Raw genomic sequence first — 20,946 nt, forward strand, 5'->3', positions numbered from 1 at the left:
TGTCACATCCTCCTCGAGCAATATGACGTCCGCGGCTAGGCGGATATTCGTTCAGCACGCCCAACATGGGCCGCGCCGGGAAAGGCCCCCGCCCATGACGGCACGGCGGCACTATTCTCTACCTGACAAAATAGCAGGTTTAGGGGGTCTGGGTCAAGCTGTCTGAGGTTCTTCGGGCGGTATTGTCTCTTCACTCGCCAGAACGACGCGGTCGCGGCCCTGGGCCTTGGCTAGGTACAACGCCTTGTCGGCGGCCTCGATCAAGGCATAGCGATTGGCGATCAGCGAAGGATGGGCGGCAAGACCGATCGAGATGGTGATTTGCCCGACCGGGCGGCCCTGGTGCAGAACCGTCAGGGCCTTGACCGCCTTTCGCAGGGCGTCGGCCCGTTCCTGGGCGTTGGCGAGATTGGCGCCGGGCAGCATGACCAGGAATTCCTCGCCGCCATACCGACAAGGCAGGTCGGTCGATCTGAAATGGTCGCGCAGCAATTCGCCGACGCTGCGCAAGACCAGATCGCCCGCATCATGGCCGAAAGTGTCGTTGAACCGCTTGAAGTGATCGACATCCATCATCATGAGGCAAAAGGGTTCTTGCGTCCTGGCGATCCTGGCCATTTCGCGCTCGAAGGTTTCTTCGACGAAGCGCCGGTTGTAAAGGCCGGTCAGCGCGTCGCGGATCGACAGATCGCGCAGCGACTGGCGCAGCTTGATGTTGGCCAGGGCCAGAGAAATGCGATCCGCCGCCGCCTGCACCAGCTTAAGGCGGGAATCCAGATCGGACGGCTGTCCGTCCCCGTCCCACAGGAAAACCAAGGTGCCCAGGGTTTTCCCCTGGGCCAGCAAGGGAACGCAATGCGTGGCATGCGATGTGGGCTTTTGAAAATGCGAACAATGGGGCCTTGCGTCACCCTGGATGGACGAGTAGGTGCGGCCCAGGCGCAGCGCCCAGCAGTCGTCGGGCAGGAACGAGATGGGCAGCTCGCCGCCCCACATGGCGACGCGCTCGAGAAGATTGTTGCTTTCGCGGAAAAGGTACGCCCCGCCTGTGCCCATGCCGAACAAGACGGGCATCGACCGGTCTAGAACGAGGCAGGCTTCATCCAGCGTTTGGCACGATTGCAAAAGGTCCGACATTTCGTTCAGGGCGATCAGGTCATGGCGCCTAGTTTCCAAAAGCGCGTTGCGCTCGGAAGCGACGGCCACGGCTTCTTGAAGTTCGCTGGTTCTGTCCAGCACACGTTGCTCTAGGGTTTGCTTGGTTGCCAGCAGGGCGCTCTCGGCGCGCGCCCTCTCGGCGTCTTCCTGGGACAAGGCGTCGGCCATGCGGTCGAAGGCGGTCGCGATGGCGCGGATTTCCATGGCGCCGCCGGTTTTGCCGACGCGCGCCATCCGCTCGCCCTGGGCAAAACTTGAAGCCAGATCGTGCAGCTTGCGCAAGGGCTTCAGAATGGCGGTTTCCGAGAAGGTCCAGGCGGTGCCGACGCCAGCCAGAAGGGCCAGCGTGAACAACATCAGCGCAATATGATAGGATCTCAGGCTTGGCCCCAAAAGTTCAGCCGTGGGCACGCCCGCCGTTATCCAGAAGCGGGCCGCCTGTTCCTCGAACCGCGTGAAGGCGTAGATTTTCTCGACGCCGTCCGGCCCGGGAAGTCTGGCGGTTCCCGAACTAAGCGCGCCCTGCTTGATCATTTGGAAGATGGGGGCGTCGGCTTGCGATTGGCCCGCCAGACCCTCAAGATCGGGCGAGCGCGCCAAGATGACGCCTTCGTCCGACCAGAAGGTATATACGATGTTCATGGACTGGGCCGCAGCCGTCGATTTGGCCAGATAGGCCGACAGATCGATGCTGGCGGCGAAAACGCCGGTCGCCTTCCCTGCGGCGTTCTTAAGGCCGATGGTGACCGGGATGATCATCTTCGATTTGGCGACGCGCCCCTGCTCGGGCGGCCCGATTTGCGGCATGTCCGACACTAGGGCAAGGCGGAAACTGATGATGTCGGCGATGTTCACCTTGCCGGGCAGCGGCGTGGCGCTGCATGTAATATCGCCATCGGCTTCGATAAACGCAAAATTCGCATAGGCGGGAAAGGCGGTCTTAAGGCTCGCCAGCATCTTGCCGCAGGCCGGGTTGCGAAAATAGCGCTCATGATCGCCAGCCATCGCCATCGTCATGGCGAATTGGCGAGCACCCTCGATAGCGTGCTTGAAATCGTCGGCCCGCTGCAGCACGGCATTGCGAATCCAGTCCATCGAGCTGTCTTCGGTGCGTGTTCTTTCGCTGTATGCCATATGAAGCAAGGCCGCGCCCAATGGCACGACGGCCGTCAGGACCAGTAAAACGATCAGATTGCGAAACCCGATTATAAGCACGGCGAAGCCTAATTATTGACAGCTTCAGTAATATGGGGTGCCGATAAAATGGATGCAGCAAAATTCTTGTCTTATTTACTTGTCATGGCATAGACAAAACTACCTATCATGCAAATGACGCAAACATTCAGGTCATTTCCATCAATACTTGCTCGGCGGTCTTGACTTCAAACCCTTTCCTTGGTGAGGGCGGCTTGCCATCGGCGATGACCGGCAAGCGGATATCCGCCCAGCCCGGGCCGGATTCTACTAGGCCTCGGGCGCGGATATGGGGGTGGGCAAGGGCTTCCCCTGGGGTCAGCACGCACTCGAAACAACAATCCGTTGATGCAAGCAGTTCTTGCCAATCCGCCAAGCTGCGGCTGGCGAACAGGGCCGCCGTTTCCTCAATCAGGGCTGTTTGTGGAAAGGGATCGCTATGGCGCGCCGCCAAATCCGGCCTGCCGACCGCCTCGCAGAAGGAATGCCAGAATTTGGCCTCCAAAGCGCCCAGGGCCAAAAAACGTCCGTCATTGCTGCGGTAAATACGGTAATAGGCGGCGCCGCCATTGATCAGTCCGCCCTCTCGCGCCGTCGCCCCCTCGGGCCGCTGCGAGGCGGCCAGCTCCAGATAATTCAAGGACAGCGCCGCTTCAAACAGACTGATATCCAGATAAGCCCCTTTGCCGGTACGGGCGCGTCCCAAAAGGGCGGCCAGAATGGCGCTGACCGCCTGTTGGGCGCCAGCATGATCGGCCAGCGGCGGATCGGCCACGACGGGAGTTTCCTTGGTTCCTTGGGCGGCCAGGGCGCCCGCCAGGGCGACATAGGTCAGGTCATGGCCCGCCCGCAGGCGGTAGGGTCCGGTCTGGCCGAAACCCGAAAGGGCGCAATGAATCAGGCCGGGGTTGATCTCTTGCAGCCGGCTGGCCGGAAAACCCAGCTTGTCCAGCGTGCCGGGGCGGAAACTTTCCATCAGGACATCGGCCTTGGCGACCATCCGTTCGAAGGCCTGCTTGCCCTCTGGCGTCTTCAGATCAAGCCGCGTCACAGACTTCCCGGCATTCAACAGCTTGTAATAGATAGAGATTCCATCATGGTCGGGCGCTCCGAAGCCCTGCATGGGATCGCCCGTTGGCGGCTCGATCTTGATGACCTCGGCCCCCATATCGGCCAATTGGCGGGTGGCGAAGGGGCCTGGAATGTATTGCGACAAGTCCAGAACCCGGATGCCTGCAAGAAAATCTGCGACCATGGACCTTCCTTTCCAGAGACAAGGATCGGTCCAATCTTGCCCGAATGCAACGAAAAGGCTGCAAACCGCTCTATGCCCTTGCGCCTGGGCGTTCGATCCGCTATAAGGCCCGCCTTGATTTCAGAAGGGCACGATCATGAAAGCCGATATCCACCCCGACTACCACGAGATCAAAGTGGTGATGACCGATGGGTCCGAATTCACCACCCGCTCGACCTGGGGCAAGGCTGGCGACACAATGCGCCTCGACATCGATCCTAAGTCGCATCCGGCTTGGACCGGCGTGCATCGCTTGGTCGATTCCGGCGGCCAGCTGGCCAAGTTCAACAAGAAGTTCAAGAGCTTTGGCATCAAGGCCTAACAAGACGGCCCGACCGCCTGCTTCTTGAAAGTATTCAAAGTCCCATCTTTCTGCCTGAGAGATGGGACTTTTTTAATTAACTCCTCTATATTTGCAGTCTGGGTAAATTACATTAAATTCTACCCGCCCGCCGCCGGTTGAAGGCGCTTGGGCGGGAAAACAAGAACCCGGTAGCGGGGTTTGGCTGGCGGTTGCCGTAGGCTGGCTGAAGTTCCGCGACCGGCACAAGAAAGGATTGCGGGGGTCGCCCTGAATTGGGGGCGCCCGGGAAAGCCGATGGCGACGCGCGCTGCGAGAACCGAGACGACATACGAGGTCTACCTGCTGGAAGGCAGGCATTGGCAGCTGCATGCCCGCTTCCGGAGCAATGAAAAAGACAGCGCCATCGCCGAAGCCCGCGACATGGATCGCCGGGGCGAAGGGCACGGCGTCAAGGTGGTGCGGGAAATCTTCTACCCCGACTACAACAAGACGGAAGAAGCGGTCATTTTCGTCGGCAAGCACGGCGCGCAGCAATCGGGCGGCGGCGACCTGTTCGACGAAAATAGGGGCGGCGGACAGGCTTCCGGCCCGGCGCCTTCCGGCCTGTACATCGCATGGCGCATCATCGTCATTACCATCTTCAGCCTGGGCTTCGGCATTCTGGTCGCTCTCGGCACCTCGATGCTCATGGCCTATCTGGGGCATATCGGAATCAACACGGGCAGCCAAGCCAAGGGCGTCGTCGTCATCGCCTTCCTGCTGGGCGTGGTGGTGATCGCGCTTCCGATGCTGATTTCCCTGTTCGTCGCCCTCTCCAGGGCTTCGGCGCCGCCCAAGGCCGCCGCTCCGCCCAGGCCCAAGCCGCGCCCCAAGCCCAAGCCGCCGTCTGAACCTGAACCGGACGATCACGGTTTCGAATTCGATTCCAAGATGAAAGAGGATCATACGCCCAGCTACGCCTTCGCGACGGAGGAAGATTACGACGATGGCGTGGAAAAGGCGCCCTGGTGGAAGCTGTCTTGGTTCTCCAGAAAGGACAGGGGCGACGAGGACGACGAGGCTGAGTCTTTCCATCCCGCCTACCAGCCCTCGGTTCCCAGCGAACCGCCGGTTGCCGGCGAGGAAGCGGCCTTTTCCATCGCTCCCGACGAGGAGGAGGAAGAGGAACCCGTTCCCGAAGCAGACGATGTGGACGCCCAGGATTTCGAGGCGCACCGCCTGTCCGTCATGCGCTTCCTGGGCGGCGCCATCGCCGCCATCAAGACGGTTCGTCCGCAACTGGACGCCTACGCCAAATTCGCCGTCGACCTGACGCTGGCAGGTGCTTGCGAAGCGGTGGCCGCCAGGGCGGGGCTAAGTGATCGCGACAAGCGCGTCATCTTGAAGGAAGCGGTTGAAATGATCGGCACCAAGCCCGATCTGGCCCAGGCCTTCGCCGACAAATACGAGAGCTATTTCGTCGAATCGCGCTACAAGCAGATGGCCGAGATTGGGCGAGAATCGATGAACCGGTTTCTGGCGGGCGAGGAACAGCCTTTCATGGCCCTGCCCGCGGCGCTCGAATCTTGGGACAAGCCGCAGATGAAGCCGGGCGCCCAGCAGTCGATCATGACCATTTTCTTCACCGACATGGTGGGATCGACCGACATGACGCAGGAAAAGGGCGATTTCGCGGCGCAGGAAATCGTGCGTCGCCACAACGCCATCGTCCGCTCGGCTCTGGCAGAATATGGAGGCCAGGAAATCAAGCATACCGGCGATGGCATCATGGCCAGTTGCCCCACGGCGCCCTCGGCGCTGCTGGCCTGCATCGCCATTCAGCGCGGCATCGCCTCGTTCAACGCGACCAATCCGCCCATTCCGCTGGAAGTGCGCATCGGCTTGAATTCGGGCGAACCCATCGTCGAGGAAAATGATTTGTTCGGCGCCACGGTGCAGCTGGCGGCGCGTGTCTGCGCCCAGGCCAAGGCCCGCCAGATACTTTGTTCGCAGACGGTGTTCGATCTGGCCGCCAGCAAGGCCGAGTTGCTCACCTCACTGGGCCAGGTGATGCTGAAAGGCTTCAAGGAGCCAGTGCCCGTTTACGAAGTGCGCTGGGAAGCGGGGCCGCAGCCGACGGCGGCGCCTGCCGCTCCCAGCATGCCGCCTCCGCCCCCTCAACTTTAGTGAAAAATATTTGCATGCCATGAAAAAAGGCGCTAGGGTCCGCCCATAGCGGTTTTCAAGGTCATGTCATGCCTCTGGCGCTCATCAAGCACGCCCTCGGTCTTTCGCGTCCCAAGCGGCAGCTTCCCGCCCAAAAGGAGCTGAGGTCCAACTACGACGTGGTGATCGTCGGCGGCGGCGGCCACGGTCTGGCGGCGGCCTATTATCTGGCCAAAGACTGGGGCGTCACCAATGTCGCCGTGCTTGAGAAAAGCTGGCTGGGCGGCGGCAACACGGCGCGCAACACCGCCATCGTGCGCTCGAACTACATCACGCCCGAGGGCGTGCGTTTTTACAAAGAATCGATGGGCCTGTTCGAAACGCTGTCGCAGGACCTTGACTTCAACGTCATGTACACCAAGCGCGGCCATCTGACGCTGGCGCACACCGATGCCGCCATGCGCACCATGCGCTGGCGCGCCGAGGTGAACAAGCATATGGGCGTTCAGTCGGAACTGGTCGATGACCAAGACGTGGCCCGCATCGAGCCTGCTCTCAACATGTCGCGGGACGTGCGCTGGCCGATCTTGGGAGCGCTTCATCATCCGGTGGGCGCGACGGCCAGGCACGACGCCGTGGCCTGGGGCTATGCGCAGCGCGCCGCCGAAATGGGCGTCGAGATTCACCAGGGCACGGAAGTCACCGGCTTTGAACTGTCGGGCGGAAAGATCGTCTCGGTGCAAACCACGCGCGGCAAGGTCGGCTGCGGCAAGGTGCTGCAGGCGGTGGCGGGCATGAGTTCCAAAGTGGCGGGCATGGCGGGCGTGACCTTGCCCATTCGAACCATTCCCTTGCAGGCCTGCGTCTCGCAACCTTTGAAACCCTTCCTCGACACCATCATCGTGTCGGGCAGCCTGCATTGCTATATCTGGCAATCGCAGCGCGGCGAATGCGTGATGGGCGGCGCCGTCGATCCCTATCCTTTGCAAGCGCCGCGCTCGACCCTTGATTTCAAGGAAGGGCTGATGGCCCACATGCTGGAACTGATCCCCGGCTTGGCCGATGCGCCCCTGATGCGCCAATGGGCGGGACTGGCCGACATGACGCCGGATTTCAGCCCGGTCATGGGCAAGACCAGCCTGGAGAATCACTATATCGACGCCGGATGGGGGACTTGGGGATTCAAGGCGACACCGGTTTGCGGCAAACGCATGGCCGAATGCGTGGCCACCGAAAAGGTTCCCGACATTCTCTCGGCCTTTCGCTTCGACCGTTTCAAGACCTTCGATCAAGTGGGCGAGGCGGGTGCGGCCTCGGTGGGGTCGTAAGATGAAAATCATGAACTGTCCGTTGAACGGCCCTAGAAACATCTCGGAATTCGCCTATGGCGGCGAGGTCAAGCCGACGCCCGCCCCCGAAGCGCCGTCGCAAGACTGGGCCGATTACGTCTACTACCACGCCAACCAGCCCGGCATCTTGCGCGAATGGTGGCTGCATGTGCCCACCTCCTACTGGTTCATCGCCGAGCGCGACGTGACGACCGATCGCATCATCGCCACCTTCAAGCCAGAAGAGGTGCTGCGATGACGCGCCTGCCAACCCCCTGGGGCAAATGGATCGACCGCAAGTCGCGGCTTTCCTTCTCGTTCGAAGGCAAATCTTACCCCGCGCATCCTGGCGATACGGTCGCCAGCGCCTTGCTGGCCAATGAACAATCGCTGATCGGCAGATCGTTCAAATATCATCGCCCGCGTGGCTCCTACTCGGCCGCTGGCTGGGATGCCAATACGCTGGTGCAGGCGGGATCGAAGCCCAATCTCAGCGCCGACCGCTTGTTGGTTCAAGATCATCTTCAGGTGAAGGCGCTCAATTATTTCGGCTGTCTCAAGCGCGATTGGGGGCGGCTGGTCGAAAAGGCGTCGCGCCTGTTGCCAGCGGGCTTTTACTACAAAACCTTCTTCACGCCGCGCATCGCCTGGAAATTCTGGGAGCCGGTCATCCGCCATATGGCGGGATTGGGGCGTGTCGATTTGAAAGCCCGGCACGCCTATTACGACAAGGAATATCTGTTCGCCGACGTCGCCGTGATCGGGGCCGGACCGGCGGGCCTTGCCGCCGCTCTGGAAGCCGCCAAGGCTGGCGCCGAAGTGATTCTCATCGACGAAGATCAGCGGATCGGCGGTTCGCTCAATTGGGCCAGGGGCGGCGATACAGAGCCGATGGCAAAATTGGCGGGCGAGCCACGCATCACGCTGTTGGAACAAGCCAGCGTCCAAGCGCTGTTCGATGACAACTGGCTGGAAATCGTCAAGGGCAACCGGCTTTACAAGTTGCGCGCCAAATCGGTGGTGGCGGCGACGGGCTGCTATCAGATGCCGCTGGTCTTTCGCCACAATGATCTGCCGGGCGTGATGCTGGGGTCGGCGGTTCAGCGCATGATGCGTCTGTGGGGCGTTCGACCAGCCAAGCGCGCCGTGGTCGCCACCGCCAATGACGAGGGTTATGCGGTGGCGCTTGATTTGCTGGAGGCGGGAATCGAGGTGGCGGCCATCGCCGATCTGCGCCAGCATCGCGACAGTGGAGCCTTTGCGCATGAGGCGGGGATGCGCGGCTTGCGCATTTTGCAAGGTTTCACGCCCTATGAGGCGCATGAGAAGAACAATCGGCTGGCTGGCGTCAGCTTGGCGCAGATCATAAGCGAGGGTCGTTGCGGCCCAGATTTCGAACGCATCGATTGCGACCTGCTGGCCGTTTGCGTGGGACGCATCCCGGCCACCGGTCTGTTGTCGCATGCGGGGGCCAAATTCGCCCATCAGGCCAATATGGATTTGCCGACATCCTTGCCTGCGCATGTGTTTGCCGCTGGCTCGGTCAATGGCTGTTTTGCCCTAAGTGCTGCGCAACAGGACGGCAAGCGGGCAGGCGCTCTGGCCGCCAAGGAGGCCGGTTACGAAGTTAAAATCTCCCCAGCCCCCATGCGCGACTGCGAAGGCGTTACCCATCCCTGGCCAATCTTCGCGCATCCGAAGGGCAAGGAATTCGTCGATCTGGATGAAGATGTGCAGATCAAGGACATCCTGGCTTCGATGCAGGACGGCTACGACCATATCCAGTTGCTGAAACGCTATTCGACATCGGGCATGGGGCCTTCGCAGGGAAAATTATTCTGGCCGCATGTGCAGCGCTTGATGGCGAAAGAGAAAGGCGTTACCCCAGCCGAGATCGGCGCTTCCACCATTCGCCCGCCGATGGGCGGCGAAACGCTGGGCCATCTGGCCGGGCGCGGTTTCGAGCCGGTGCGCCTGACCGCCATGCACCAGCGCCATCTGGAACTGGGCGCCGTGATGATGCCCGCTGGCGCATGGATGCGCCCCGCCTATTACGGCCAGGATGAAAAGGCCATCGAGAGCGAAGTGCTGGCCGTGCGCAACAGCGTCGGGCTGATCGACGTCTCTACCCTGGGCGGGTTGGATGTGCGCGGCCCGGACGCATCGGCTTTTCTTGAGCGGCTTTACACCTGGTCCTACGCCAAGCTGGCGGTGGGGCGTGCGCGCTATGTGCTGATGTGCGATCAGACCGGCGTGGTGATCGATGACGGCGTGGCGGCGCGTCTGCATGACCAGCATTTCTACGTCACCGCCACCACTTCGGGCGTGGATCGCGTCTTTCGTCTGATGCAGTGGTACAATGCGCAATGGCGCATGCAAGTGGATATCGCCCAGGTGACCAGCGCCTATGCGGCGGTCAATCTGGCCGGACCCAGGGCGCGCGAGGTTCTGGCCAAGGCCGGGACAAACATCGACATAGCCAAGGATGCCCTGCCCTATCTGGGCGTGCGCGAAGGCCTGGTGGCGGGCATAGAGGCCCGCATCCTGCGCATCGGTTTCGTGGGCGAGTTGGGCTATGAAATTCATGTGCCTGCCCAGTATGGCCAAGCGCTTTGGGATGCGTTGATGGCGGCTGGGCAAGAAGTCGGCATCAAGCCCTTCGGGGTCGAGGCGCAGCGAATCTTGCGCCTTGAAAAGGGGCATATCATCATCGGCCAGGATTCCGACGCGCTCACCCATCCGTTCGAAATCGGCATGGATTGGGCGGTCAAGATGGACAAGCCCTTCTTCATGGGCCAAGCGGCCATCAGGGCGCATCTTGAGAAAACGCCCACGCGCAAGCTGGTTGGCTTCGAGCTTGAGAATGACTTGGGGCCGGTTCCCAAGGAATGCCATTTGGTCATCGAGGATGGCGAGATCGCTGGGCGCGTGACGTCGGTGGCGCGCTCGCCCGCACTTGGCCGCGTGATCGGTTTGGCCTTCGTGCCGCCCGGCAAGGCTGCGTTGGGCAGCCGCTTCCAAATTCGGGTCGATGGCGGAGCGATGGTGAATGCACGCGTGACGCCAACGCCGTTCTTCGATCCCAAGAACCAGCGCCAGGAGATGTAGATGCAGCCCAGGCGTCAAAGTTTCATAGCCCCGCCCAAACCTCGACAGCAGGGTTTGCCCGCCCTGGCGATGGCGGATTTCAGCTTGCAGCCTCGCCTGGGCTTCAAAGGGGCGGGTACGGCTGACTGGCTGGCGGCCCAGGGTTTGGCCTTGCCGCAAGACCCCAATCAATCGGTCACGGACAGCCAGGGGCGCATCGTCGCCCGTTTGTCCTGGGGCGAGTTTCTGCTGCTGGGCGATTATTCTGGCCTGGAATCCGCCTGGAGTTTCGAGGCAGCCCCCCTGTGCTTTCCCCTGCCTCGCTTGCACAGCCATGCCTGGATCGTCATCAGCGGCGAGGCCGCGCCTAAAATGATGGCAAAAATCTGCGGCGTCGATCTGAGAACGCATCAATTCGCCCAAGGGCGGATCGCCCAGACCTCGGTCGCAAGGCTGAACGCCATCGTGATCGCGGATCGGATCAAGGGCCGCGCGGGGTTTCACCTGCTTAGCGACATCTCGACCTCACAATACTTGTGGGATTGTCTTTGCGATGCCATGCTGGAATTCGATGGAGCGCCGGTAGATGCAAAAGCGCTCGCAAAGGAGAGCCATGGCCAGACCGACGCGCAAGGATAAAGCCCTTCAGCCCATTCTCGATCAAGACCCGCATGCCGTCGAAGGGGCCAGGGAAAATTCGCTGGAAGCGTCGATCGGCCGTCAGGTGCGCGAATACCGGATCAAGCTGGGCATGACGGTGGTCGATCTGTCCCGTCAGGCCGATCTGTCGGCGGGCATGCTGTCGAAGATCGAAAACGGCATGACCTCGCCCTCGCTGGCCACTTTGCAAAGCCTGTCGCGGGCGTTGAACGTTCCCGTCACCTCCTTCTTTCGCAAGTTCGAGGAAAGCCGCGACGCCACCTATGTGGCGGCGGGACAGGGCCTTGCCATCGAGCGGCGCGGCACCAGGGCCGGGCATCAGTATCAGCTTCTGGGCCACAGCATCGGCAACAAGGACATCGTGCTGGAACCTTATCTGGTCACGCTGACCGAAAAGTCCGACGTCTTTCCCGTCTTCCAGCATTCCGGCCAGGAGTTCATCTATATCCTGGACGGCGAGGTGGCTTATCGCCACGGCGCCAAGCTCTATCCCATGAAGGCGGGCGATTCCCTGTTCTTCGATGCCGACGCGCCGCACGGCCCCGAGATTTTGCAAAAGCTGCCCATCCGCCTGCTGTCGGTGATCGTCTATCCGCGCGGCAAAACGGAATAACGTTTCCTAAGAAGAATATTTGTTGAATATGGGTTGATCGCCCGAAAAACCTCGCCTATGCTCGCCAACGGAGTGTTGCGAACAGCGGCAGAGGGGAAGTCATGAAGGGCGTCACCATCGATCTGGCCAAACTGGCCAGGGACAAGGGAATCAAATATTTCCTGATCAGCTATGTCGATCTGTTCGGCGCGCTTCGCGCCAAGCTGGTCCCCGCAACCGCCATCGGCGGCATGCAGAAGAACGGGGCGGGTTTTGCCGGATTCGCCTCGAATCTCGATCTCAATCCCGCCCATCCCGACGTGTTCGCGCTGCCCGATCCTTCCAGCCTGATCCAACTGCCCTGGAAGCCGGAAGTGGGCTGGTTGGCCAGCGACTTGTACATGGATGGCAAGCCGCTGGAACAATCGCCCCGCTATCTTCTGAAGAAAATGCAGGCCAAAGCGGCCGAAATGGGCGGCTTCGTTTTGAAAACCGGCGTCGAGGCGGAGTTCTTTTTGCTGGCCAAAGACGGCACGGCGATTTCCGACCCTGAGGATCTGGCCGCCAAGCCCTGTTACGACCAGCAAGCCTTGATGCGCCGCTATGACGTGATCACCGAAATCTGCGACGCCATGCAGACGCTGGGCTGGGGTCCCTATCAAAACGACCACGAGGACGCCAACGGACAGTTCGAAATGAACTGGGACTATGATGATGTGCTGCTGACCGCCGACCGCCACGTCTTCTTCAAATACATGGCCAAGGCCCTGGCCGAGAAGCACGGCTACCGCGCCAGCTTCATGCCCAAGCCCTTCAACCATCTGACCGGCAATGGCTGTCACATTCATCTGTCGCTGTGGGCTGGCAAGAAAAACGCCTTCTCCGACAGCAAGGGCGAGCTGGGCATGTCGGCCCTGGCCTATGAATTTCTGGGCGGCGTGCTGCATTCGGCGGACGCTTTTTGCGCCTTCACCAATCCCACCATCAACAGCTTCAAGCGCATCAACGCGCCGGTCACGCTGTCGGGTTCGACCTGGTCGCCCAGCTCCGTCACCCATACCGGCAACAACCGCACCCACATGGTGCGCATCCCCGACGCCGGACGTTTCGAAGTCCGCCTGCCCGACGGGGCCATGAACCCCTATCTGGGTCCGGCGGCGATCCTGGCCGCGGGGCTGGATGGCATGGCCAAGCAGCGCGATCCCGGCAAGCGGCTGGATATCGATATGTATACGCAAGGCGAAAGCCTTAAGAACGTCAAGAAGCTGCCCTTGAACCTTTTGGACGCGCTGCGTAATCTCGACAAGTCGAAGGTGCTGCGCGAAGCCTTCGGTTCGGATTTCATCGACAGCTACGTCAAGCTGAAGATGGCCGAATGGAACGGCTTCATGCAGCATGCGACGGATTGGGAACGTCAACACACGCTTGACTGCTAGAACCGGAAACCGCTCATGAGCAAAAGCCAAGGCGCTGCCCCGCAGCGCTACATCCTGACCATTTCCTGCCCTGACGCCGTGGGGATCGTGGCTTCTGTGGCGGGCTTTCTGTCCGGCTTCGGCGCCTTCATCGAGGAATCGTCGCATTTCGGCGATCCCGTCACCCAGCGCTTTTTCATGCGCACGGTGTTTCAAGACCATCCCGATCTGCCGCCCATCGAAAAGATCGAGGCTGATTTCGCCTCGCAAGTGGGGTCGAGGTTCGGCATGGAGTGGCGCATCTTCGAGGCGGGCTACAAGCCGCGCGTTCTGCTGCTGGTCTCGAAGTTCGACCACTGTCTGAACGATCTGCTGTATCGCTATCGCACCGGCCAGTTGAAGATGGACATTCCGGCGGTGGTCTCAAACCACCGCGATCTGGAACGCCTGGTCGAATGGCACGGCATTCCCTATCACCATCTGCCGGTCGACGCCGCCAGCAAGCCCGCCCAGGAAGCGCAGATTCTGGAAATGGTCGATCGCATGCAGATCGATCTGGTCGTGCTGGCGCGCTATATGCAGGTTTTGTCCGAGAACATGTGCAAAAGCCTTTCCGGGCGCTGCATCAACATCCATCATTCGTTCCTGCCCAGCTTTAAGGGGGCCAGGCCCTATCATCAGGCGCATGCCAGGGGCGTCAAGATCATCGGCGCCACGGCGCATTACGTGACCACCGATCTCGACGAAGGACCGATCATCGAGCAGGAAGTCGAGCGGGTCGATCACGCCATGACGCCCGACACTTTGGCCGCCATCGGGCGCGACATCGAAAGCCGCGTCCTGGCCCGCGCCGTCGGCTATCACATCGAGCATCGCGTGCTGATGAACGGCGTGAAAACGGTGATCTTCAAATAAAAACGCCCTGGATTGGCCAGGGCGCTTTTTCATCTTTTCACAAAACTCAAACTCGAGCGCGGAACCGCTTCAAGCGAGAGTTTGGCCGGACGGAAACGGGTAAAAGTACACCGAAGCGAAGCTGAGGGACTTTTGCCCGATCATAATCAATCTGCCAGACGGATCACCACATCGACGCGACGGATGCGCGTGCCGTCGGGCGGCACCGGCAGATGCTCCAGCTTGATGCCTTCGCCCATCACGTCTTCCAGGCGGCCCTGACGCTCGTAATAGAAATGATGATGGTCCGAGGTGTTGGTGTCGAAATACGAACGGCCCGAATCGGCGACGATTTCGCGCAGCAGGGCGACGTCGGTGAACTGGTGCAGCGTGTTGTAGACGGTGGCCAGCGAAACGCGGATGTTGGCCTGCATGGCCTCGCTATGAAGCTGTTCCGCCGTTACATGGCGGTGACCATTCTCGAACAGCAATTTCGCCAAAGCCAGACGCTGGCGGGTGGGGCGAAGTCCGGCACCGCGCAGGCGGTCCATGGCAAGGCTGTAAGGGCGTGCGTTCATGGCTTGGTCTCGTGCTTATCGTGGAGCGCAGTGCCTTCACGTCAATTGGCGGAAGGGCAGTTTATGACGGGATGATGGCACGGACGTCGAAACATGTCACGTAAATTATAAAGAATAGAAAATAAATCCCTGTGAATTGGAGATTCTTTACTAAAGTCAAAGCCCTAGTTGGGATTTCCAGTTTAGAATCCGGTTAAAATTCTCTCCATCAACTGCTTGATCGTCGGCACGAAGCCATTCGCATAGAAGGGGTCCTGGGCGAAACGATAGGCGTTGTGCCCGGCAAACATCAACTCCCGCTCGATATCCTTGCCATGTGCCACGTTCTGCAGCGTCTTCTGAATGCAGAACGAGCGCGGATCGGCGCGCCGTCCGGTATTGCCTTCTTCGTTCTGCGACCAATTCGAGAAGGAACAGCCCGACAGGCAGCCCATGCAGGCGATCTGGTCGGCGCGAATTTCCTCGGACTTGTCGGGAGCCACGAAAATTATGGTCGAATCAGGGGTGCGCAGCGCCTCGCTGAACCCCTGGGCGGTCCATTCCTGGGCGCGACCCTTGTCATGCGGCGTCAGATAGACCATTCGCCCGCTGGCGCCGACGGCGAAGGTTTCGGTGTGATCGCCGATCGGCTCGGCGGTGAAAAGCACTTGGCGGTCCGACCGCTCGACCAGTTCGGCCAGGAACGGGTTCTTGATGGCCGAAGAATAGAAGCCGGTGGGGCTGAATCGGTGCAGCAGAACGTCGCCGGGTTTCAGCTCGGTCAGGCGCTTCTTCCATGCCTGGGGAATGGGGGATTCCTGGGTCAGCATGGGCCGCGTGCCGAATTGGAAAGCCACCGGGCCGATTTCCGGATTGTCCAGCCAGTCTTCCCATTCCGACAGCCACCAGACGCCGCCCGCCATGATGATGGGCACTTCGTTCAGCCCAGCCTCGTTCATGGTGGCGCGCAATTCCGCAACGCGGGCATAGGGTGCCTGGGGCACCAACGGATCCTCGCTGTTGGACAGGCCGTTATGGCCGCCCGCCAGCCAGGGGTCCTCATAGACCACACCGCCCAAAAGGTCGGGGGTTTTGTGATAGGCGCGCTTCCACAGCGCCTTGAAGGCGCGGGCCGACGAAACGATGGGATAGTAATAAACATTGTAACGCGCCGCGATCTCGGCCACCCGGTAAGGCATGCCCGCGCCGCAGGTCACGCCCTGGATCAACCCCTTGGCCCCTTCCAGAATGCCGATCAGAACGCGTTCGGCGCCGCCCATTTCCCAAAGCACATTGACGTGGATGGCGCCCTTGCCACCCGACAAGTCGTGGGCGACCTTGGCCTGATAGATTCCGCCCCTGATGCCGTAAGCCACCAGTTCCTCGAAACGCTCGCGTCTTGTCTTACCGTGATAGGTCTGGGGAAGAAGATTGCCCTGGCTGTCAAAGGCGTCGGCATTGACGCCGGAAAAAGTGCCGATGCCGCCGCACTTCGCCCAAGCGCCGGTGGTGATCCCGGTGCTGACGGCCACACCTTTGCCGCCCTCGATCAAGGGCAGAACATCGCGCCCGGACATGCGAATGGAATTCAATGCCTTCACGGCCACATACTCCCCGATGGAACCCCGTACATATAGCCCCCCTGCGAGCTTCTGGCTAGCCTGGGGCGAGGATTTTCGGATCGTCGGTGAAAATCGTGTCCACCCCCATCCGAAACAGCCGTTGAGCCTGGGTCAACCTGTTGACCGTATAGGTAAAAACCCGCATTCCTGCCCCGTGAAGGGCGTCGATCCGCTCTTTGCGCAATTCCTGCGCCGCCAGATTGAAGGTGCTGGCCTTCAGGGCAAGGGCCCGTTCCAAATGCCTGCTCTCGAATCGTTGGGCCAGATAACCCAACGGCCAGCCATCGGCTAGGCGGCAGGCTTCGTCCAGGGCTTGGTCGTCGAAGCTCGAAATCAGGGGCAAGGGGGCAGATTCCGGCCAAACGCGCTTGGCCGTCGCCAGCGCCAAGCGGGCGGTTTCGCGCCCATTTTCCGGATCGGGCTTGATCTCGATATTCACGCCCATGCCAAGGCTGGCGATGGTGGTCAGGGCTTCCTCAAGGGTCGGGATGGGTTCGTCCTTGAAGCGGCGCGAAAACCAACTGCCCGCATCCAGACTTTTCAATTCGTCGAGGCGATGTTCCTGAACGCGCCCCAGGCCGTTGGTGGTGCGTTCCAGCGTGGCGTCGTGAAAAACCACGGGCACGCCGTCCTTGGACAGCCTGACATCCAACTCGACCCACGCCGCTCCCAGATCGGCCGCGCAAAAAAAAGACGCCAGAGTATTCTCTGGCGCCCAGCGCGCAGCGCCTCTATGACCGATCAGGCGCGGCCATAGAGGGCTGTTCGACAATGGTCTTACTCTTCGGTCTTCTTGCCGGAGATGTCCTCTCCGGTGGCTTGGTCGACCTGCTTCATCGACAGCTTGACCTTGCCGCGTTCGTCGAAGCCAATGACCTTGACCTTCACCGCATCGCCTACCTTGACCACGTCGGTGGTCTTGGCGACGCGCGAAGCGGCCAGTTCCGAAATGTGAACCAGACCGTCCTTCGAACCCAGGAAGTTCACGAAGGCGCCGAAGTCCATGGTTTTGACGACCTTGCCGGGATAGACGACGCCCATCTCGGGTTCGGCAACGATGCCGCGGATCATGTTGATGGCGATCTCGGCGGCTTCGCTGTCGACGGCGGCCACCTTGATGGTGCCGGTGTCGTCGATATCGACCTTGGCGCCGGAAACCTCGCAGATTTCACGGATCACCTTGCCGCCCGAACCGATCACTTCGCGGATCTTTTCCTTGGGGATCTGGAAGGTGGTGATGCGGGGCGCGTTGCGGCTGACTTCCTGGCGTCCGCTGGTCAGCGCCTTGCCCATTTCGCCCAGGATGTGCATGCGCCCATCCTTGGCCTGGCCCAAAGCGATTTTCATGATCTCCTCGGTGATCGAGGTGATCTTGATGTCCATCTGCAGCGCGGTGATGCCCTGATCGGTACCGGCCACCTTGAAGTCCATGTCGCCCAGGTGATCTTCGTCGCCCAGGATGTCGGTAAGAACCGCGAAGCGGCCCTCTTCCTTGATCAGACCCATGGCGATGCCAGCCACCGGCCTGGGCATCGGAACGCCCGAGTCCATCAGGGCCAGCGACGAGCCGCAAACGGTCGCCATCGAAGACGAGCCGTTCGATTCGGTGATCTCCGAAACGACGCGCATGGTGTAGGGGAAGGATTCCTTGCTGGGCAGCAAGGGATGGATGGCGCGCCAAGCCAGCTTGCCATGGCCGACTTCACGACGGCCCGGGCTGCCCATGCGGCCGACTTCGCCCACCGAGTAGGGAGGGAAGTTGTAATGCAGCATGAAGTTCTCGCGGTATTCGCCTTCCAGCGCGTCGATGATCTGCTCGTCCTGGCCGGTGCCCAACGTGGTGACCACCATGGCCTGGGTCTCGCCGCGGGTGAACAGGGCCGAACCGTGGGCGCGGGGCAGGAAGCCCACTTGGCAGTCGATGGGACGCACCGTCTTGGTGTCGCGTCCGTCGATGCGCTTGCCGGTGTCCAAGATCGCGTTGCGCACGATGTCGGCTTCCAGATCCTTGAACAGGCCGGAAATCATGCCGCCGTCGATGCCTTCCTCGGTCAACTGCGCCATCGTCTTTTCCTTGACGGCGCCAACCTTGGCATAGCGGGCCTGCTTGACCGTTTCCGTGTAGGCGGCGCGCAGGTCGGCTTCGGCCACCGCCTTGACGCGCACGCGCGCCGCTGCGGTTTCCGGGGCCTCGGTGGGAATGTCCCAGGGTTCCTTGGCGCATTTCTCGGCTAGGCCGATGATGGCTTCGATCACCGGCTGGAAGTTCTTATGGCCGAAGGAAACGGCGCCCAGCATGATCTCTTCGCTCAATTCCTTGGCTTCCGATTCGACCATCAGCACGCCTTCCTTGGTGCCGGCGACAACCAGATCCAGGGTCGAGCGGGGCAGATCGCCCTGCAGCGGATTGAGGACATATTCGCCATCGATGAAGCCGACGCGCGCACCGCCGACCGGACCCATGAAGGGCACGCCGGAAATGGTCAGCGCCGCCGAGGCGGCAACCAGGGAAACGATGTCGGGATCGTTTTCCAGATCGTGCGACAGCACGGTGCAGACGACCTGGGTTTCATTGCGAAAGCCATCGGCGAAGAGCGGACGGATCGGACGGTCGATCAGGCGCGACACCAGGGTCTCTTTTTCGGAGGGACGACCCTCGCGCTTGAAGAAGCCGCCCGGAATCTTGCCGGCGGCAAACGCCTTTTCCTGGTAATTCACGGTCAGCGGGAAGAAATCGATGCCCGGACGGGCGGTCTTCATGGCGACAACGGTCGCCAGCACGGTGGTTTCGCCATAGGTCACCAGAACGGCGCCATTGGCCTGACGGGCGATCCTGCCGGTCTCCATGACCAGCTTGCGTCCGCCCCAGGTCAGTTCCTTGCGGTAAACGTCGAACATGCGTTCAGTTCCTTTATATGAGAGCGCCGCCGGATTGCGGAACTCATGCGGGCAACGCCCGATATCCCCTGGATATGGACGCGACAAAGCAAGCCGGGCCTTTGCCCGGCTTGCTGGTGCCGAATGGGTCTTGCCTTCTAGCCCAAAAATCCGTTTTCAAGACAACCGGCTTATTTGCGGATGCCGAGACGCTGGATCAGCGTGTCGTAACGGCCCACGTCCTTGCGCTTGAGGTAATCAAGCAGACGGCGGCGCTGACCAACCATGATCAGAAGCCCGCGCCGGGAATGGAAATCCTTCTTGTGGTCCTTCAGATGCTCGGTGAGATTGCGGATGCGTTCCGTCAGAACGGCCACCTGCACTTCGGGCGAACCAGTATCGGCGCTGCCGGTAGCAAATTCGGCAATCAGCGCGGTCTTGCGCTCTTGCGTAATCGACATCGGTTTCTCCTAAGAATTAGAGGTTGAAAACGCGGAAGGGAACGATTTCTCCATTCTCCGTCCGTGCCAGCGCCACCAGCTTTCCTTCGGCCATCACCCGGACGATAGAGTCCAAGGGAATGGCATCCAGAGGCATGCGGGCAGCCAATCTCAGAAGAGAGACGGTTTGCCCGCTTTTGAGGCGTTGGGCTTCCGCTTCCCCAAGGGCCAGTGCCGGGATGTCGTCCAGCACGGTCTCTACGGGCAGCAGATGCTCCGAGGCGGCGGCACTATGTCCGAGTTCGTCCAGTTTTTCCAGGGAAATCGCATCTTTCTCGCCAAAGGCCCCCACCCGCATGCGCCGAAGGCGGACGATGTGGCCGACCGTGCCCAGGGCTAGGGCGAGATCGCGCGCCAAAGCCCGCATATAGGTGCCTTTGCCGCAGGACGCCTCGAAATCCGCATGATCGGGGTCGGGCTGGCCCAAGAGGCGCAGCGCGTCGATGCGAACGATTCTTGGTTTCATGTCAACGGGTTGCTGGTCGCGGGCGAGGTCATAGGCCCGCTTGCCTTCGATCTTGATGGCGGAATAGATGGGGGGAGTTTGCGACACCTCGCCGATGAAGCTGGGCAGCAGGGCTTCGATCTCGGGGGCCGAGGGGCGGTGGTCCGAGGTGGCGGTAATCTCGCCCTCGCCATCGTCGGTCGAGCGGGCGATGCCGAAACGCACCCTGAAATGATAGGTCTTGTCGCCGTCCATGGCATAGGCCACGGTCTTGGTGGCTTCGCCAAGTGCTATGGGCAAAATGCCCGAGGCCAGCGGATCCAGCGTTCCGCCATGTCCTGCCTTGGCGGCGCCCAGAACCCTGCGCACCTTGGCGACGACCTGGGTCGAGGTGATGCCGATCGGCTTGTCGATGATCAGCCAGCCATGAATGGGCTGGCCCTTCCTACGCCCCATCTTCGGGGTCCTCGCCGCTTTCCGGCTTGATGTCGCGCTTCACTTCGGGGCTGTTCAGAAGAGCGTCGATCCTGGCTCCCTCGTCGAATGAGGTGTCCAACTCGAAGCGGTAGTCGGGCAGGAATTTCAACGGAACCTGCTTGGCCACTTCATGGCGCAGATACCCCGCCGCCCGGTTCAATCCCTCGATGGCTTCAGGTGCTTTGGCTCCGCCGAGCGGCATGACATAGGCGGTGGCGTGCTTGAGGTCGGGCGTCATGCGGATTTCGGTTACGGTCAGGGCGACGCCCTGCAGGTCGGGATCGCGAAAATCGGCGCGTTCCAGCACCCAGGCCAGCGCGTGCCTAAGCGCTTCGCCCACGCGCAACTGGCGCTGCGACGGGCCGCTTGATCTGGGGGCTGAATGAGATCGGGCCAT

General features: G+C 61.0%; 18 protein-coding genes. 9 read left to right on the plus strand and 9 right to left on the minus strand.

The features are described 5' to 3' along the window. Positions 1-153: 153 nt before the first annotated feature. Both HQL44_07440 and HQL44_07445 read right to left on the minus strand, forming a co-directional pair. Positions 154-2,292 (minus strand): diguanylate cyclase, encoded by a 2,139-nt coding sequence (locus tag HQL44_07440; protein MBF0268410.1) that lies wholly within the window; start codon positions 2,290-2,292, stop codon positions 154-156. Between the two features lie 208 nt (positions 2,293-2,500). Then, complete coding sequence (locus HQL44_07445; GenBank protein ID MBF0268411.1) at positions 2,501-3,607, minus strand: CoA transferase; 1,107 nt, start codon at positions 3,605-3,607, stop codon at positions 2,501-2,503. Positions 3,608-3,743: 136 nt separating this feature from the next. On the opposite strand from HQL44_07445, the gene rpmE reads away from it, so the two are divergent. From rpmE to purU, 9 genes are all read left to right on the plus strand, one after another. Continuing rightward, positions 3,744-3,968, plus strand: coding sequence for a 50S ribosomal protein L31 (rpmE, locus tag HQL44_07450; protein ID MBF0268412.1), 225 nt, complete (start codon positions 3,744-3,746; stop codon positions 3,966-3,968). A 276-nt stretch (positions 3,969-4,244) separates the two neighbouring features. Next, positions 4,245-6,116, plus strand: coding sequence for an adenylate/guanylate cyclase domain-containing protein (locus HQL44_07455; protein MBF0268413.1), 1,872 nt, complete (start codon positions 4,245-4,247; stop codon positions 6,114-6,116). A 68-nt stretch (positions 6,117-6,184) separates the two neighbouring features. Continuing rightward, positions 6,185-7,423, plus strand: a complete 1,239-nt coding sequence (locus HQL44_07460) for an FAD-dependent oxidoreductase (GenBank protein ID MBF0268414.1) — start codon at positions 6,185-6,187, stop codon at positions 7,421-7,423. A 1-nt stretch (position 7,424) separates the two neighbouring features. Further along, the gene (locus HQL44_07465) at positions 7,425-7,682 is read left to right on the plus strand and encodes a sarcosine oxidase subunit delta (GenBank protein ID MBF0268415.1); all 258 of its coding nucleotides are present in this window, start codon (positions 7,425-7,427) and stop codon (positions 7,680-7,682) included. After that, positions 7,679-10,531: a (2Fe-2S)-binding protein gene (locus HQL44_07470; protein ID MBF0268416.1), complete on the plus strand. Its 2,853-nt coding sequence runs from the start codon at positions 7,679-7,681 to the stop codon at positions 10,529-10,531. Before HQL44_07465 ends, HQL44_07470 begins: the two co-directional genes overlap by 4 nt. After that, positions 10,532-11,149 (plus strand): sarcosine oxidase, encoded by a 618-nt coding sequence (locus HQL44_07475; GenBank protein MBF0268417.1) that lies wholly within the window; start codon positions 10,532-10,534, stop codon positions 11,147-11,149. Beyond that, a complete protein-coding gene (locus tag HQL44_07480; protein MBF0268418.1) occupies positions 11,097-11,783 on the plus strand; it encodes a helix-turn-helix transcriptional regulator in 687 nt (228 codons plus the stop codon). Before HQL44_07475 ends, HQL44_07480 begins: the two co-directional genes overlap by 53 nt. 101 nt (positions 11,784-11,884) lie before the next feature. Beyond that, positions 11,885-13,198, plus strand: coding sequence for a type III glutamate--ammonia ligase (gene glnT / locus HQL44_07485; protein MBF0268419.1), 1,314 nt, complete (start codon positions 11,885-11,887; stop codon positions 13,196-13,198). Between the two features lie 15 nt (positions 13,199-13,213). Continuing rightward, a complete protein-coding gene (gene purU / locus HQL44_07490; protein MBF0268420.1) occupies positions 13,214-14,092 on the plus strand; it encodes a formyltetrahydrofolate deformylase in 879 nt (292 codons plus the stop codon). Between the two features lie 146 nt (positions 14,093-14,238). On the opposite strand, the gene HQL44_07495 is transcribed toward purU, so the two are convergent. The 7 genes from HQL44_07495 to rbfA all read right to left on the minus strand — a co-directional run bounded on the left by HQL44_07495 (position 14,239) and on the right by rbfA (position 20,946). After that, a complete protein-coding gene (locus HQL44_07495) occupies positions 14,239-14,649 on the minus strand; it encodes a transcriptional repressor (GenBank protein MBF0268421.1) in 411 nt (136 codons plus the stop codon). 182 nt (positions 14,650-14,831) lie between these two features. Further along, the gene (locus HQL44_07500) at positions 14,832-16,205 is read right to left on the minus strand and encodes a nitronate monooxygenase (GenBank protein MBF0268422.1); all 1,374 of its coding nucleotides are present in this window, start codon (positions 16,203-16,205) and stop codon (positions 14,832-14,834) included. Between the two features lie 79 nt (positions 16,206-16,284). Continuing rightward, the gene (locus tag HQL44_07505; GenBank protein ID MBF0268423.1) at positions 16,285-17,022 is read right to left on the minus strand and encodes a glycerophosphoryl diester phosphodiesterase; all 738 of its coding nucleotides are present in this window, start codon (positions 17,020-17,022) and stop codon (positions 16,285-16,287) included. 5 nt (positions 17,023-17,027) lie between these two features. Then, entirely contained in the window at positions 17,028-19,148 is a 2,121-nt protein-coding gene (gene pnp / locus HQL44_07510) for a polyribonucleotide nucleotidyltransferase (protein ID MBF0268424.1), read from the minus strand. 170 nt (positions 19,149-19,318) lie between these two features. Continuing rightward, positions 19,319-19,588: a 30S ribosomal protein S15 gene (gene rpsO, locus HQL44_07515; protein MBF0268425.1), complete on the minus strand. Its 270-nt coding sequence runs from the start codon at positions 19,586-19,588 to the stop codon at positions 19,319-19,321. A gap of 16 nt (positions 19,589-19,604) precedes the next feature. After that, positions 19,605-20,528 (minus strand): tRNA pseudouridine(55) synthase TruB, encoded by a 924-nt coding sequence (gene truB / locus HQL44_07520; protein ID MBF0268426.1) that lies wholly within the window; start codon positions 20,526-20,528, stop codon positions 19,605-19,607. Further along, positions 20,518-20,946: a 30S ribosome-binding factor RbfA gene (gene rbfA / locus HQL44_07525; protein MBF0268427.1), complete on the minus strand. Its 429-nt coding sequence runs from the start codon at positions 20,944-20,946 to the stop codon at positions 20,518-20,520. Before rbfA ends, truB begins: the two co-directional genes overlap by 11 nt.

This window comes from Alphaproteobacteria bacterium, from assembly GCA_015231795.1.
Classification (GTDB): Bacteria; Pseudomonadota; Alphaproteobacteria; order Rhodospirillales; family WMHbin7; genus WMHbin7.